This window comes from Streptomyces coeruleoprunus (assembly GCF_039542925.1).
Taxonomy (GTDB): Bacteria; Actinomycetota; Actinomycetes; order Streptomycetales; family Streptomycetaceae; genus Streptomyces; species Streptomyces coeruleoprunus.
Map to the genome: position 1 here is coordinate 781962 of NZ_BAABIT010000001.1, position 13188 is coordinate 795149.

Below are 13188 nucleotides of genomic sequence, written 5' to 3' on the forward strand. Positions count from 1 at the left end.
ACAGCGAGGGCCGAGAAGGGGGAAGCACGCATGACCGACACGACGGGGAGCACCGACGTGGTGATCGCGGGCGCCGGGCCGACAGGCCTGATGCTCGCCTGCGAACTGCGGCTGGCGGGTGTCGACGTGATGGTGGTCGACCGGCTCGCGGAGCGGACCGGCGAGTCGCGCGCCGGCGGGATGCACGCCCGCACCATGGAGGTCCTCGACCAACGGGGGGTCCTGGACCGCTTCCTGAAGGCCGGCGTGACGCAACCGGTCGGGCATTTCTCCGGGCTGAGGCTCGACTTCGACGGGTTCCAGAGCCGCCACCCGCGGACGCTGGTGCTCCTGCAGTCCGCCGTCGAACGGCTGCTGGAGGAGTGGGCGGCCGAGCTCGGCTTACGGGTGCACTGGTCGTCCGAAGTGACCGGGATCCGCCAGGACGACACCGGCATCGAAGCCGAACTGGGTGGGCCGGAAGCCGCCCGTTCAACCGTGCGCGCCCGCTACCTCGTGGGCTGCGACGGCGGGCGCAGCGCGGTGCGCAAGCTCGCCGGCATCGCCTTTCCCGGCACCCCGGCGACGATGACCGCCCTGCTCGGCGACGTCGAACTCGGCGATCCCCCCGCCGAGTCGCTCTTCATGCAGCGGCGCGCAGGCGGTGACTTCTCGGTGATCGCCTTCGAGCCGGGCTGGTACCGGGTGATCACCACGGACTACGGCCGGGCTGCCGGCCCGGGGGAACCCGTGACGTTCGAGGGGCTGAGGGAGTCCATGCTCAGGGTCGCCGGCACCGACTTCGGCATGCACAGCCCCCGCTGGGTGTCCCGGTTCGGCGACGCGGCGCGGCAGGCCGAGCGGTACCGGGCGGGCCGGGTGCTGCTGGCCGGGGACGCCGCGCACATCCACTTCCCGGCCGGGGGCCAGGGGCTGAACCTCGGGGTGCAGGACGCGGTCAACCTCGGCTGGAAGCTGGCCGCGGTGGTGCAGGGCCGGGCACCAGAGGACCTGCTGGACAGCTACCACGCCGAGCGGCACCCCGTCGCGGAACGGGTCCTGCACAACACGAGGGCGCAAGCGGCGCTGTCCCGTCCGGGTCCGCAGACCGACGCGCTGCGCGAGGTGCTGGGTTCGCTCACTCGGTATGAAGACGTCAATCGTCACCTGGGCGGCATGATCACTGCTCTGGACATCCAGTACCCCGTCGGCGACAGCCACCCGTTGGCGGGCCGCCGCGTCCCGGACGTGGACCTGACGACCGGAGGCGGCCGCACGCGCGTCTTCGAGCTGCTGCGCACCGCGCGCCCCGCGCTGCTCGACCTGTGCGGGAACACCGAACTGGCGGCTGCCGCCGCGGGCTGGGCCGACCGGCTCGACCTCGTCGAGGGCCGGTCCGCGGACACCCATTGGCCCGTCTGGCCGGACGACGAGACGCCGGCCCCCGCCGCGCTCCTCATCCGCCCCGACGGCCACATCGCCTGGGCCGCACCCGCGGGCACCACCCCGGACACCGTCGCCCTGCGAACCGCCCTCACCACCTGGCTCGGCGACATCACCCCCGACCTGGACGAGCCCGCCCCACCCCGAAGCAGCTGAAATACCAGCGCCCGGGTCAACCGTCCTCCTGGCATGCCGCCAGCATTGCCTTCGCTGCCAGCCATTGCAACGCACCGTTGCATTCGGCGGCACACCATTGCATCAATTAACCGCGCCTCACCTGTGTTTATGCGTTTGCTTGATTGACGAGATCATGAATGCAACGTAGCGTTCGAGCACCGGCAAACACGTCATATCGCGAGATGAGGAATGGCCATGAGTGAGTCCGTCCACACCGTCACGACGCTGCCGACGGAGCGTCGAAGCGGCTGCCCCTTCGACCCGCCGGCCGAGCTGATCGACGCCCGCCGACACGGCCCCATCAGCCGCTGCACCCATCCCGGCGGGAAACCAGGCTGGCTGATCACCGGATACGACATGGTGCGATCCGTCCTGGCCGACCCGCGGTTCAGCTCCCGCAAGGACCTCATGAACGTCGTCGACTTCGAGCTTCCGCCCGCGCCACCCGGCGAGTTCCTCCTCATGGACGATCCGGAGCACAGCCGCTACCGGAAGCCCCTGGTGGGCAAGTTCACCGTGCGGCGGATGCGGCTGCTCACCGAGCGGATCGAGCAGATAACGGCCGACTGCCTGGACGCCATGGAGAAGGCCGGGCCGCCGGTGGACCTGGTGACCGCGTTCGCCAAGCCCATTCCCACCATCGTGATCTGCGAGATCCTGGGCGTGCCGTACGAGGACCGGGCGTCCTTCCAGGAGCAGATCGACACGTTCATGGGCGGGGAGGTCAGCGACGAGGAGCTGATCGCGGCCTACACCGCGACCCAGGAATACCTCGCACAGCTGGTGGCCGCCAAGCGCGCCGACCCCACCGACGACATCCTCAGCGAACTCACCGACAGCGACCTGACCGACGAGGAGCTGAAGGGCATCAGCCTCATCCTCCTCGCGGCCGGATTCGACACCACCGCGAACATGCTGTCCCTCGGCACCTTCGCGCTGCTGCAGAACCCGGAGCAACTCGCGGCACTCCGCGCCGATCCCACCCTCACTGACGGGGCCGTGGAGGAACTGCTGCGGTATCTGAGCGTCGCCAAGACGTTCCACAGGACGGCGCTGGAAGACGTCGAGTTGGGCGGCCACACCATCAAGGCCGGAACGACGGTCGTCCTCTCGTACCACACCGCCAACCACGACCCCGACCGCTTCACCGACCCCCACACCCTCGACCTCCGCAGGCAGGCCGCCGGGCACCTGGCCTTCAGCCACGGCATCCACCAGTGCCTGGGGCAGCAGCTGGCCCGCGTCGAAATGCGGGTCGCCTTCCGCGCGTTGCTCGACCGCTTCCCCACGCTGCGGTTGGCCGTACCCGCCGCGGAGGTCCGCCTGCGCCCGGAGACCGCGGACATCTTCGGTGTGAAGAGCCTCCCGGTCGCCTGGGACAGGAAATGAGCGCGCCGCGTCTGAGCGTCGACCGTGAGCGCTGCATCGGAGCCGGCATGTGCGCCATGACCGCCCCCGAGGTGTTCGACCAGGACCCCGACGACGGCCTCGTGCTCCTGCTGCACGCCGAACCGCCCGCCACCCACCGCGCGGCCGCACAGATGGCCGCCGGCGTCTGCCCCTCCGGGGCGATCACAGGTGGCGTGTTCGAGGATCCGGCTGTAGATGACGAACGGTTCCTGCCACAGCACGGCGAAGTGGAAGGTCCAGCCGCAGCGGAAGCGGTTGTGCTCCGCCCGGCGCATCAGACCGACGACCCGTGAGGCGGATGGGCCGGGCCGCAGGAGCTCTTGGGGGCAGGGCGGCGGCCACGGCGGGTCTTGCCCCACGGCTTGTAGACGGACAGGGCCGTCGCCGACACCAGCATCACCAGGGCGGTGCCTATGCTGATCACCAGCTGCAGGCTGAGGGATTCAGTGGCCTTGCCCGCCTCTGCCTGTTGGCGCAGCCAGTGCTGGAGGAAGAAGTGGCCGTTCAGCATCAGGGCGATGTTGACGACGAGCTTGGTCACGATCCAGTATTGCTTGAGCAGGCCACACTGCGTCGCCGTCGCGAGGAGCAGGCCGGTCAGCAGGGTCGTCCATGCGATGACGGCGATCAGTTCGATCCCGAGGATCTCCATGACGACGTGGGTTGCGCGTACCAGTCCGGCGTCGTCGGTGGACAGGCCGATCAGCCCGAGAAGGAGCTGGACGATCTCGATTCCCACCCAGCCGACCGCCACCGTCACGTGGAAGGTGAGGATCGCCTTGCGCCATCGCCGGGGCAGGCGCCGAACCCTTCCAGCGGCGGGCGGTGTTCGGGGATGGGTTGCCGGGTGGGCTGCCGGACCGGGGGCGGTTCCCTGTCGCACTGCGCTGCCCGCGCTCGCGACGGGCTCAGGGTGTTTCTTGCTTGCCGTATGCGTCATGCGCCATGCCTCCCGCCGTCGTCCAGGCCGCCGGCGAGGGTGGGGCGGTGCGAGCCATGGGTGGGTTTCTGGTTGCCGGGCGTGGTGGTACGGCGGTTTGCACGTACGACCGGCGATGCGCCGAAGGCCAAGAACGCCAATGCGGGGGCCATCGTGACGCCTGCGCTCACCGCGGCTGTGGTGGCCGGGCCGGCGAGGGTGAGGCCGACCGCGGCTGCGGCGGTGACAAGTGCGACGACGGCACCGTACGCGGCGACGGTGATGCGGATCAGGCGTAGCCGTTCCGCCTCCGGCCGTCGGATACGGCTCAGCAGCCAGGCCAGAGCCGGCAGCAGCAGGACGGCATGCATGGTGACGGCATGGGCGGGGCGGAGGAAGCCCGCCGACTGGTAGGCCTCGGCCGCACGGCCCGCGCCCTCCAGCGTCAGCCCGTAGGCGATCATCACGGCTCCGGCGGCCATGGAGCCGGTGAGCGCCAGTAGTCCGGCGCGGAGCGCGAGCCGCATGCTGGGGGCGGTCGTCGGGTTGGGGCGCAGGGCGGCGACGGTGAGTGCGATGACGACCGCGACGAGGGTGACGCCGCCGGCCGCGAGGGCGCGGGTGACGACGGTGTCGAAGGTGGTCTCGGTGTTGAAGTGCGAGGGGACACCGCGCCATGCCTGCAGGGTGATCAGGCCGGTCTCCAGCAGGGACGCTGCGGTGAACGCGCCCAGGAGGAGCGTGCGGATGCGCGCGGCGAGCGGGAGGAGCCCGCAGATCCAGGTGACGGTCAGCACGCTGATCCCGAAGGACAGCCCGAAGGTGATCGGCTTCCGCCAGGAGACCGGCCCGTCCCACGGACCGCCGACCAGCACGAGGACGACCGTGTGGAAGGCGGCGGACGCGAGCAGCAGGAGGCCCGCGCCGAGGGGGATCTGCCGGGCCGAGCGCAGTCGTACGGGCCAGGCGGCGGTCATGCGTTCGCCCCGGGTGCGGCCGAGCGCGGGCGGGCCAGTGCGAGCGCGGCCCACACCAGCCATGCCGTGCCACCGAAGCGGACGACGGGCAGCAGGTAGCTGAAGCCGAAGACGACGAGCGTGAGGGTGGCGGCCAGTCCGGCGGCGGCGATGACCAGCCCGGTGGTGGCACAGGCGCGCGGCAGGATTCCGCTGCCGCGGGCTGCCAGGCAGGTGCCTGCCGCCAGGAGCGCGAAGGACACGGCGTATCCGATGCCGCCGGTGAGGAAGGACAGGTCTGCCAGGGCACGGGCCAGGGCGGCGGGCGCCTGCTCAGGTAGCCGCCCGAGCGTCCAGGCGAGTACGGCGCTGGAGGCCAGGGCGCCACTGGCCAGCACTCCACCGGCGAGAGCCGCCGTCGCCGCGGCGGCGGACATGTCGGCGGACTGCCTATGCCGCACCAGCCGGGCCAGGGTGGCGGCGACGGGCACCAGGAGCACGGCGGCGACGAGCAGCAGGAAGGCGCCCAGGTCGATAGCCGTGCCGTTGTCGCGTACGTACCGCAGGATGTCGCGGCCGGGTGTGCCGGGTTGCGGGGTGGCGCGGTTGGTGACGACGTACGCAACGGTGAGTACGGCGTAGGACAGCGCGCCCGTGAGCAGCGCGACAGCGCCGGGCAGGCGCGGGGCCGCCGCGCGGGGCGAGGCCGCGCTGGACTCCTGTACCGATGTGGGCATGACCTCTCCTGGATTTTCGGTGAGGGCTTCGGCTTGGGTCCCCGGTGGGGATCGCGGAGCCCCGGTGGGCGACAGCCAGAATGCCGTTGCGGGGGCGCCATGGTCGTCCCACACCGGCAGGCGGTTCGGCTACTCCCCGGGGAGTAGCCGCCCGGGCCGGGCATGAAGTCCCGCAGCAGCCACGCCAGTTGCGCGGGGAGGCACATCAGCGGGCAAGGACACACGCCTGTCCAGCAGTCCGGACGCGATCCGTCCAGGTCGGTGAAGCCGTACTCCCGGGCCCGCTGCCCGCTGCCCGCTGGACAGCGACTGGCCTTTCCAGCGCACGACATCGGCGTCACCGGCCGGCGCCGCGACCGCGCGTCCGACGTACGACGGGCTCTCCGAGATCCAGATGTGCGGCCCGTGGCCAGCGCGTCGCGCCAGGTGTCCTCGGTGAGGCCGAACCCGTCGAGCGTCATCTCCGGGCGCAGCCGGCCCGGGGGGTGAGCGCCACCACCGTCCCGCCGTGCGGCTTCAGCTCGTGTGCGAGCACGAACGCCATGCGCAGCACGCTGTTCGTGGCCAGATCGTAGAAGTGCGAATTACGGTAGTTCGCTCCGTTGTACGACGGATGTCCCGTCGGTCATCTCGACCACGAGCCCGCCCGGCTGCCGTACCAGCAGAGGCAGAAGGAAGTGGCTGGTGATCGCGTGGGTCTCCACGCCGAGGCGAAGCAGCCGTAGTCCGTTGTCGAGGTCGTGCTCCCAGACCGGCTTGTCGAACTCGAAAAGCCGCTCGCCGCCCGCACCGCCCGGACCATCCTCCAGTCCGCACAGTCCGAACACTCCCCACGCCCCGCACACTCCGCACACGAGAGAGGCACCACCCGATGAAGAAGCCCGCTCTCCTGGCCGCCGCACTGCTCCTGGCCGTCGGCAGCCCCTTCGCCACCGCCGCCACGGCGACCGCCGCCGACTGCCCCAGCGGCCAGTTCTGCGCCTGGGAGCAGGCCGACTACCAGGGCCAGCGCGCCAACTGGACCGGTGACGACGACTGGTGGGAGAGCTACATCGTGGGCCCCGGCGTCCCGAGCCACGTCAAGGTGTTCGAGGACGCCTCACAGGGCGGGGACATGACCATCTGCCTCGCCCCGGGCCAGGAGATCAGCTACAACGGCGCCGCCGGCGACCGCGGCGACTCCCACACCTGGGCCCACGGCTGCTGACGCCTCTCAGGGAACGCCCGGCGTCACCCGTTCAGAACATGGTGTTGTCGTTCTTGGAGGTGGGTGGGACGACCTGGAGGACGTCCCAGTGTTCGACGATCCTGCCGTCGGCGTCGAAGCGGAAGACGTCGATACCGGCGTACTCCTCGTCGGGCCAGATCTGGTGACAGTGCAGTACGACGTGGTCGCCGTCGGCGAAGGCACGCTTGAACTCGACGCGCTTGCCCGGGTACTCCGCGGCCATGCGCTCGAAGTAGTCGATGAACGACTGCTTGCCGTCGCCGACGTGCGGGTTGTGCTGGATGTACGTGTCGCCGACGTACCGGTCGACGGCCTCGGCGGGGCGGCACTGGTTGAACATCAGGTCGTAGAACGCCTTGGCCGTGGCCTTGTTCTTCTCCGGGTCGCTCATGAGGCCACCGTAGGGCCGGCCGCCAGGCGGGGCACGGCGAGCGCGCCCGGCAGCCGGCGACGCGGCCGCGCGTGCGTCACGCGGGGCCGGTGTGCTGCTCGCGCAGGGCCGCCTCCAGTCGGATGATGTCCTCGGCGGCTTTCGCGACGGTTCCGGCGCACCCGCATCTTGGACGCGTACCGACTGCTGACAGGCTTCGCCACCACGCCACCACTTCGCAGCTCGTCGCGGTTGCCCCGCGGCCTGACCGCCTCACGCCGAGTCGGGCATCGGGCGACGCCGGGCAACCTCTCGGTGCATGTTCTGGGCGCGTTCATGGGGGTATGGGATGAATAGGTCGCCCTGAGGGAGGCTGATTCGATGCCGTGGTTCGTATGGCTGCTCGCCGCCGCGGCTCTCGGTGTCGCGGAGTTCTTCACGCTGACGCTCGTCTTCGGCCTGCTGGCGGGCGCCGCGCTGGTTGCCGCTGTGGTCGCCGGTGTGGGCGTCGGCCTGCTGGGTCAGCTGGTGGCGCTCGGGGTGGCAGCGGCGGCGGGACTCCTCGTCGTGCGCCCGATCGCGATGCGGCACATGGCACAGGAGCCGCTCACCCGTGAGGGGAGCGATGCACTGATCGGCAAGCGCGCCGAGGTCATGCAGGAGGTCACCGCGAACCGCGGCCTGATCAAGGTCGCCGGCGAGGAATGGTCCGCGCGCGCTTTCGACGAAAGCCAGGTGATCCCCGTAGGAGCGCTGGTGGACGTCATGGAGATCGAGGGCGCCACCGCCGTCGTCTACCCCCGCGAGCTCCTTCCGTGAACGGCTGAACACGACCCGACGGAGGAATGGTGGATCCGGTTGTCATCCCGATTCTTGTGGCGGCGATCGTCGTCGTCTTCCTCGTGGCCGCCACGGTGCGGATCGTCCCGCAGGCGCGCCGCTACAACATCGAGCGGTTCGGCCGGTACCGGCGGACGCTGCAGCCCGGCCTGAACTTCGTCGTGCCGGTGGCGGACCGTATCAACACGAAACTCGACGTGCGCGAGCAGGTGTATTCGTCCGCTCCCAAGCCGGTGATCACCGAGGACAACCTCGTGGTGAACATCGACACCGTGCTCTACTACCAGATCACCGACCCCCGGGCGGCGGCCTACGAGGTGGCCGACTACCTGCAGGCGATCGACCAGCTCACCGTGACCACACTGCGCAACGTCATCGGTTCCATGGACCTGGAGCAGACGCTCACCTCACGCGAGGAGATCAACGCCCGGCTCCGCGCCGTCCTCGACGACGCCACCGGCAAGTGGGGCATCCGGGTCAACCGCGTCGAGATCAAGGCCATCGATCCGCCGCACACCATCAAGGAGGCGATGGAGAAGCAGATGCGGGCCGAGCGCGACAAGCGCGCGGCGATCCTGCACGCCGAAGGGGAACGGCAGGCCAAGATCCTCACCGCGGAGGGCACCAAGCAGAAGGACATCCTGGAAGCCCAAGGCATGCAGCAGGCCATGATCCTGCGGGCGGACGGCGAGGCGAAGGCGGTGGAGCGCGTCTTCCAGGCGGTTCATCGCAACAACGCCGACCCGAAGATCCTGGCCTACAAGTACCTCGAGACGCTCCCCCATCTGGCGAAGAGCGACAACAACACGTTCTGGGTGATCCCCGGTGAGCTGACCGAGGCGGTTCGCGCCGTCACCCACGCCTTCGGCGACCGGTCGACGACGGGGCTTCCCGCGCCAGCGCAGCCGGAGGAGGCGACCGCCACCGATGCCGACGGCACGCCTGACGAGGAAGTCGCCTCGGAGCTGGAGGCAGGCTCGCCGCTCTCGCTCGACGCTGCCACGGCCGCCGATGAGGTCGCGAAGCAGGCCGCTGCCGTGGTGAGCGACGCGAAGGCCGAGGCCGAAGCCGCAAGGGCCTCCCAGGTGCCCCGCCGGGGGCAGAGGCCCGGCGCCTGAGCGCCGACGGCGAGGCAAGACTCGCTGTTACCTCACCGCGATTCCAGTAGTGGGCGCGGCGTTCCGCCTCCGACCTCCGGTTTGTGGCTAAACCAGCGCTCCCGCGGATGGGCCCAGGAGCCATCCCGACGCGTAACACTTCGAGTAGGGGAGGTGGTGGACCCCATACCGCGGCGCCCCGGCCGCTTAGGCGAGGGACTTGGCTCCGGCAAGGCCGACTTGGAGGGCTCCGGAGAGCCCGGGTCCGGTCGTGAAGGCGACGGCGTCGATCTGTCCCAGCCGCAGCCCCGCCCGATCCGGGGACCTCACGCACGACCGGGTTGAGCGACTGCAGGTGCGCCCGGAGGGCGAACTCGGGCACGACGCCGCCGAAGCGGGCGTGCTCGTCCATGCTCGACGCCACGACATGGGCGAGCAGCTTCCCGTCCCTCACGATCCCGGCACCGGTCTCGTCGCACGAGGACTCGATCCCGAGTACCACCGGTCCGCCCATCGACCCATCTCCTTCTGCGCGGATTCCCACCAGGACCGTGATCCGCACCAGCAGGCCGTCCAGGCTCACTAGACCCGTGAGCTCCCCGTCCGTGTCCCGTACGACAGCCACCATCGTGTCGCGGCGTGGACGGCCCCCCGCCGGTGGTGGTCACTCGAACCGAGTGGTGTCCTCCTCTATGCGGGAGCCGTCGTGGCCTTCCCTCTCGCTCCCCGATGCCCTGTGCCGGGAGAGCGGATCAGGCGGCAGACCGCATAGAGAGTGAACGAGGTCGCACTCGAAGGACGAGCCAGCGTGAGGAGGCCCTGATCAGGTCTTTCTCGCTCGCCGTCACCGATCACCCGCAAGGTCGAGATCGTGCTTGGGGGCCTCGGCCGGAGCCTTCGGCGGCTGGGGCCGGCGCCACGGGTGCGCGATGGGGTGGGACACGCCGCGCCACCAGGTATCGGCGGGCAGCTTCCCCACGGGCTCGAACGGCTCACCGGGCCGTGGGAATGCCACCGCCTGGCCCACCTCCTCGGCCGCGTCCTTCGTCCACTCCCCCGGCTCCGCCCACGCGTGGAGCGCCAGGTTGAAGCTGCCCCAGTGGATCGGCAGCAGCACCCCGTGCGGTGTGCCGCCCTGGAGGTCGAGGTGCGTCCGTACGCCCTCGGCGGGGGTCATGTGGATGTCCGGCCAGTACTCCGAGTACGCGCCGAGCTGGATCATCGTGGCGTCGAACGGGCCGTATTCGGCGCCGATGTCCCGGAAGCCGGGGAAGTAGCCCGTGTCGCCGCTGTGGTAGACGCGGTGCTCGGGGCCGGCCACGACCCAGGAAGCCCACAGGGTGTGCTGCTGGTTGCGCAGGCCGCGGCCGCAGAAGTGGCGGGCGGGGGTGGCCGTGAGGCGGAGGTCGCCGACCTGGGTCGACTCGTTCCAGTCCAGCTCGCGCAGCCGGGACGGGGCCACGCCCCAGTGTTCGAGATGCGCGCCGACGCCGAGCGGCACCGCGAAGAGCGTGTCCGTGCCGGCCAGTGCGCGAACGGTGGGCAGGTCGAGGTGGTCGTAGTGGTCGTGGGAGATCACCACGACGTCGACCGGGCCGAGCGAGGCCAGTGGCAGCGGGACGGGGTGCAGCCGCTTGGGGCCGGCGAAGGCGAAGGGCGAGCAGCGCTCTCCCCACACGGGGTCGAACAGCACGCGGTGGCCGTCGATCTCGGCGAGGACGCTGGAGTGCCCCAGCCACGTCAGGCGCAGCCCGCTCTCCGGCGGGCGGGCCAGGTCGGCCGCGGTGGTGGCGTGGAGCGGGATCGGCGCGGCCGGCCCGCGCCGCTTTCGCGCCTCCTTCCGGAAGTACGTCTTGGCGAACTCCACCGTGGATCCGGACGGTCTGTGCCGCGCCCCGACCGGGTTCTGGAAGGCTCCGTCCGCGAAGTTCGGCGAGCGGCGGATGCGCTCCAGCCGCTGTCCGGTGGCATCGGCTCCGAAGGCGGCCGGCCGCAGGGAGCGGAGCCGGGCGCGCAGCGGGCTGTCAGCGTCGACGCCGGTCACAGCACCTCCAGGGGACTCGGGTGCCTCCATTATGGGCGGGTGGTACGACAATGCGGCGGGAGCCTCCGGTCACGCGGTCCGGGCGAGCGCGGCCGGACCGGGCCACGGCCGGGTCCGGGTCCTGTCCCCGTCCGGGCGCCGGCCGTGGCGGTCGCCGCCGTGTGCGCGGGCCCGGTGGCGGTCCGGGATACTGTCCCCGCGCGCGATGGGGCGCGGGAACACGAGAACGGGCGGAACGGCGTGGCGAGGGTGCGGCTGGCGGTGGCCGAGCGGCGGGAGGAGCTGCTGAGGGCCACGGTCGAGCAGATAGCGGCGCGGGGTGTCGGAGCGGTCAGGGTGGCCGATGTCGCGGAGGCGCTCGGGGTGAGCGGCGCACTGGTCCTCTACCACTTCTCGACGAAGGAGAAGCTGGTCGCGGCCGCGTTCGCGTACGCCGCGGAGGGCGATCTTGCGGAGCTGCGCAGGATCCTGGGGCGCCGCACCTCGGCGGCCCGCCGGCTGCGCGCGGCCGTCCGCTGGTACGCGCCGACGGGGCAGGCCAAGGGGTGGCGGCTGTGGATCGAGGGCTGGTCCGCGGCGCTGCGCGAGCCCGCGCTGCGCGAGGTGGCCGCGGGCCTCGACCGCCAGTGGAAGGCCGCGCTCGCGGAGGTCTTCGCGGAGGGCGCGGCCGCCGGCGAGTTCCGGTGCGCCGACCCTGAGGCGGCGGCCTGCCGCCTGACCGCCCTGCTGGACGGCCTGGCGGTGCAGGCGACGGTGTACGGCGGAACGCTTCCCCGTACGACCATGCTGCGCTGGGCCGACGAGGCCCTGACCCGCGAACTCGGCGCCGCGGCCGTGTGATCCGGGACGGCGAGGACGTGGGCGGACTCAACGGCCGTGCCAAGCCCCTGACCGAAGGGTCCCGGACCGAAGGGCCCCGGACCGAAGGTGGCCCCTCGACACCCGTGCCGGGCCCTGGGACCGAAGCGCCCCCTCCACCCGTGCCGGGCCCGGCGGCCGGAACGAGCCGCCACCACGAAGCGGCCCGACAGCCGCTACCCGGCGGCCGCCCGGCAGCCGCCCCCTGCCCTACAGCGGTATGAGGTCCGGTCGCTTCGCCGACACGTGGTCGCCCGACGACTCCCCCCGCAGTCGCCGGCCGATCCACGGCACCAGGTACTCGCGGGCCCAGTGGATGTCGTCGCGCCGCTCCTCGAGCGTGCCGCGGGGCGGGAGCGGTGGCCACGGCTGGTCCGGGTCGGCGGGCACGTCGATGCCGAGGACCTGGCCGGCGCGCAGGGCGACGCGCGTGTGCCCCTCGGGTGACAGGTGCAGCCGGTCGTCGTCCCAGGCGCGGCGGTCCTGGACGGTCTTGAGCGACCACAGGTCGAGGACCGGGCAGCCGTAGCGGTCGGCGATGGCGCGCACGTGGCCGTTGTAGGTGGCGATCTTGCCGCGCAGGTGGCGCAGCACCGGGACGCCGCGGGTGTCGAAGCCGGTGGTGACGAGGACGGTGCCGATCACCGAGGTGAGGTCGGCGACCGCCCGCTCGAACCGCTCGGCGACGTCGTCGGGGTCGCTGCCGGGCCGGATGATGTCGTTGCCGCCCGCGCAGAACGTCACCAGGTCGGGGGCGAGTTCCTTGGCGCGCGGGAGCTGTTCCTCCACGATCTGGTCGAGGAGCCTGCCGCGTACGGCGAGGTTCGCGTAACGGAACTCCTGTTCCTCCGGGATCCGGTCGGCGAGCAGGACCGCGAGGCGGTCCGCCCAGCCGACGAAGGTCCCGTCGGGCCCCGGGTCGCCGACGCCCTCCGTGAAGCTGTCGCCGACCGCCGTGTACGACCCGATCACGTCGTTCTCCCCCAAGTTCGAATCGTCTGCCACGGGAGCACATCTTTCACCGCGCGATGTGACCTACGCGACCGTAAGGAGGGGTTGACGCGGGGTGATCTTTGCCACCGCCACGCGGATGTCTTTGCGGGAATACGCCGCCGCCCGGCGCCTCGCGG

The 13188-nt window shown here is 71.2% G+C and carries 12 protein-coding genes and 4 pseudogenes; 7 read left to right on the forward strand and 9 right to left on the reverse strand.

Going from position 1 to position 13188, the window contains the following annotated elements; genetic code table 11:
* The first annotated feature begins 30 nt into the window (after window positions 1–30).
* From ABEB09_RS03675 to ABEB09_RS03685, 3 genes and pseudogenes are all read left to right on the forward strand, one after another.
* Window positions 31–1578, forward strand: coding sequence for an FAD-dependent monooxygenase (locus ABEB09_RS03675; RefSeq protein ID WP_345687037.1), 1548 nt, complete (start codon window positions 31–33; stop codon window positions 1576–1578).
* Between the two features lie 216 nt (window positions 1579–1794).
* A complete protein-coding gene (locus ABEB09_RS03680; RefSeq protein WP_345687039.1) occupies window positions 1795–2988 on the forward strand; it encodes a cytochrome P450 in 1194 nt (397 codons plus the stop codon).
* A pseudogene (locus tag ABEB09_RS03685) lies at window positions 2985–3176 on the forward strand (ferredoxin); the annotation flags it as partial. The gene ABEB09_RS03680 and the pseudogene ABEB09_RS03685, both read left to right, overlap by 4 nt.
* Before the next feature lie 6 nt (window positions 3177–3182).
* On the opposite strand, the pseudogene ABEB09_RS03690 reads toward ABEB09_RS03685, so the two are convergent.
* The 5 genes and pseudogenes from ABEB09_RS03690 to ABEB09_RS03710 all read right to left on the reverse strand — a co-directional run.
* Window positions 3183–3284: pseudogene (locus ABEB09_RS03690) on the reverse strand (TIGR03842 family LLM class F420-dependent oxidoreductase); the annotation flags it as partial.
* Window positions 3284–3949, reverse strand: coding sequence for a hypothetical protein (locus ABEB09_RS03695; protein ID WP_345694178.1), 666 nt, complete (start codon window positions 3947–3949; stop codon window positions 3284–3286). The pseudogene ABEB09_RS03690 and the gene ABEB09_RS03695, both read right to left, overlap by 1 nt.
* Window positions 3946–4905, reverse strand: coding sequence for a hypothetical protein (locus tag ABEB09_RS03700; protein ID WP_345687041.1), 960 nt, complete (start codon window positions 4903–4905; stop codon window positions 3946–3948). Before ABEB09_RS03700 ends, ABEB09_RS03695 begins: the two co-directional genes overlap by 4 nt.
* Entirely contained in the window at window positions 4902–5621 is a 720-nt protein-coding gene (locus ABEB09_RS03705) for a DUF4386 family protein (protein WP_345687042.1), read from the reverse strand. The genes ABEB09_RS03700 and ABEB09_RS03705 overlap by 4 nt, the downstream gene beginning before the upstream one ends.
* A gap of 230 nt (window positions 5622–5851) precedes the next feature.
* Window positions 5852–6406: pseudogene (locus ABEB09_RS03710) on the reverse strand (SDR family oxidoreductase); the annotation flags it as partial.
* Window positions 6407–6492: 86 nt separating this feature from the next.
* Between ABEB09_RS03710 and ABEB09_RS03715 the strand changes: the two are divergent.
* Complete coding sequence (locus tag ABEB09_RS03715; protein ID WP_345687043.1) at window positions 6493–6828, forward strand: peptidase inhibitor family I36 protein; 336 nt, start codon at window positions 6493–6495, stop codon at window positions 6826–6828.
* 31 nt (window positions 6829–6859) lie between these two features.
* Here ABEB09_RS03715 and ABEB09_RS03720 read toward each other — a convergent pair whose 3' ends face one another.
* Complete coding sequence (locus ABEB09_RS03720) at window positions 6860–7240, reverse strand: nuclear transport factor 2 family protein (protein WP_345687044.1); 381 nt, start codon at window positions 7238–7240, stop codon at window positions 6860–6862.
* Window positions 7241–7600: 360 nt separating this feature from the next.
* Here ABEB09_RS03720 and ABEB09_RS03725 point away from each other — a divergent pair, with 360 nt between their 5' ends.
* Entirely contained in the window at window positions 7601–8038 is a 438-nt protein-coding gene (locus tag ABEB09_RS03725; protein WP_345687045.1) for an NfeD family protein, read from the forward strand.
* A gap of 29 nt (window positions 8039–8067) precedes the next feature.
* A complete protein-coding gene (locus tag ABEB09_RS03730) occupies window positions 8068–9177 on the forward strand; it encodes an SPFH domain-containing protein (protein WP_345693828.1) in 1110 nt (369 codons plus the stop codon).
* 189 nt (window positions 9178–9366) lie between these two features.
* Here ABEB09_RS03730 and ABEB09_RS03735 read toward each other — a convergent pair.
* A pseudogene (locus ABEB09_RS03735) lies at window positions 9367–9670 on the reverse strand (tRNA (adenosine(37)-N6)-threonylcarbamoyltransferase complex transferase subunit TsaD); the annotation flags it as partial.
* Window positions 9671–10000: 330 nt separating this feature from the next.
* Entirely contained in the window at window positions 10001–11200 is a 1200-nt protein-coding gene (locus ABEB09_RS03740; protein WP_345687047.1) for an MBL fold metallo-hydrolase, read from the reverse strand.
* Between the two features lie 240 nt (window positions 11201–11440).
* Here ABEB09_RS03740 and ABEB09_RS03745 point away from each other — a divergent pair, with 240 nt between their 5' ends.
* Window positions 11441–12040: a TetR/AcrR family transcriptional regulator gene (locus ABEB09_RS03745; RefSeq protein ID WP_345687049.1), complete on the forward strand. Its 600-nt coding sequence runs from the start codon at window positions 11441–11443 to the stop codon at window positions 12038–12040.
* Between the two features lie 228 nt (window positions 12041–12268).
* On the opposite strand, the gene ABEB09_RS03750 is transcribed toward ABEB09_RS03745, so the two are convergent.
* Window positions 12269–13063 (reverse strand): SGNH/GDSL hydrolase family protein, encoded by a 795-nt coding sequence (locus ABEB09_RS03750; RefSeq protein WP_345687051.1) that lies wholly within the window; start codon window positions 13061–13063, stop codon window positions 12269–12271.
* Window positions 13064–13188: the final 125 nt, after the last annotated feature.

What these genes read in the sequence shown, in the direction of transcription:
- ABEB09_RS03675 (WP_345687037.1), top strand. Translation starts at nt 31, where the DNA reads ATGACCGACACGACGGGGAGCACCGACGTGGTGATCGCGGGCGCCGGG.
- ABEB09_RS03680 (WP_345687039.1), top strand. Translation starts at nt 1,795, where the DNA reads ATGAGTGAGTCCGTCCACACCGTCACGACGCTGCCGACGGAGCGTCGA.
- ABEB09_RS03695 (WP_345694178.1), bottom strand. Translation starts at nt 3,949, where the DNA reads ATGACGCATACGGCAAGCAAGAAACACCCTGAGCCCGTCGCGAGCGCG.
- ABEB09_RS03700 (WP_345687041.1), bottom strand. Translation starts at nt 4,905, where the DNA reads ATGACCGCCGCCTGGCCCGTACGACTGCGCTCGGCCCGGCAGATCCCC.
- ABEB09_RS03705 (WP_345687042.1), bottom strand. Translation starts at nt 5,621, where the DNA reads ATGCCCACATCGGTACAGGAGTCCAGCGCGGCCTCGCCCCGCGCGGCG.
- ABEB09_RS03715 (WP_345687043.1), top strand. Translation starts at nt 6,493, where the DNA reads ATGAAGAAGCCCGCTCTCCTGGCCGCCGCACTGCTCCTGGCCGTCGGC.
- ABEB09_RS03720 (WP_345687044.1), bottom strand. Translation starts at nt 7,240, where the DNA reads ATGAGCGACCCGGAGAAGAACAAGGCCACGGCCAAGGCGTTCTACGAC.
- ABEB09_RS03725 (WP_345687045.1), top strand. Translation starts at nt 7,601, where the DNA reads ATGCCGTGGTTCGTATGGCTGCTCGCCGCCGCGGCTCTCGGTGTCGCG.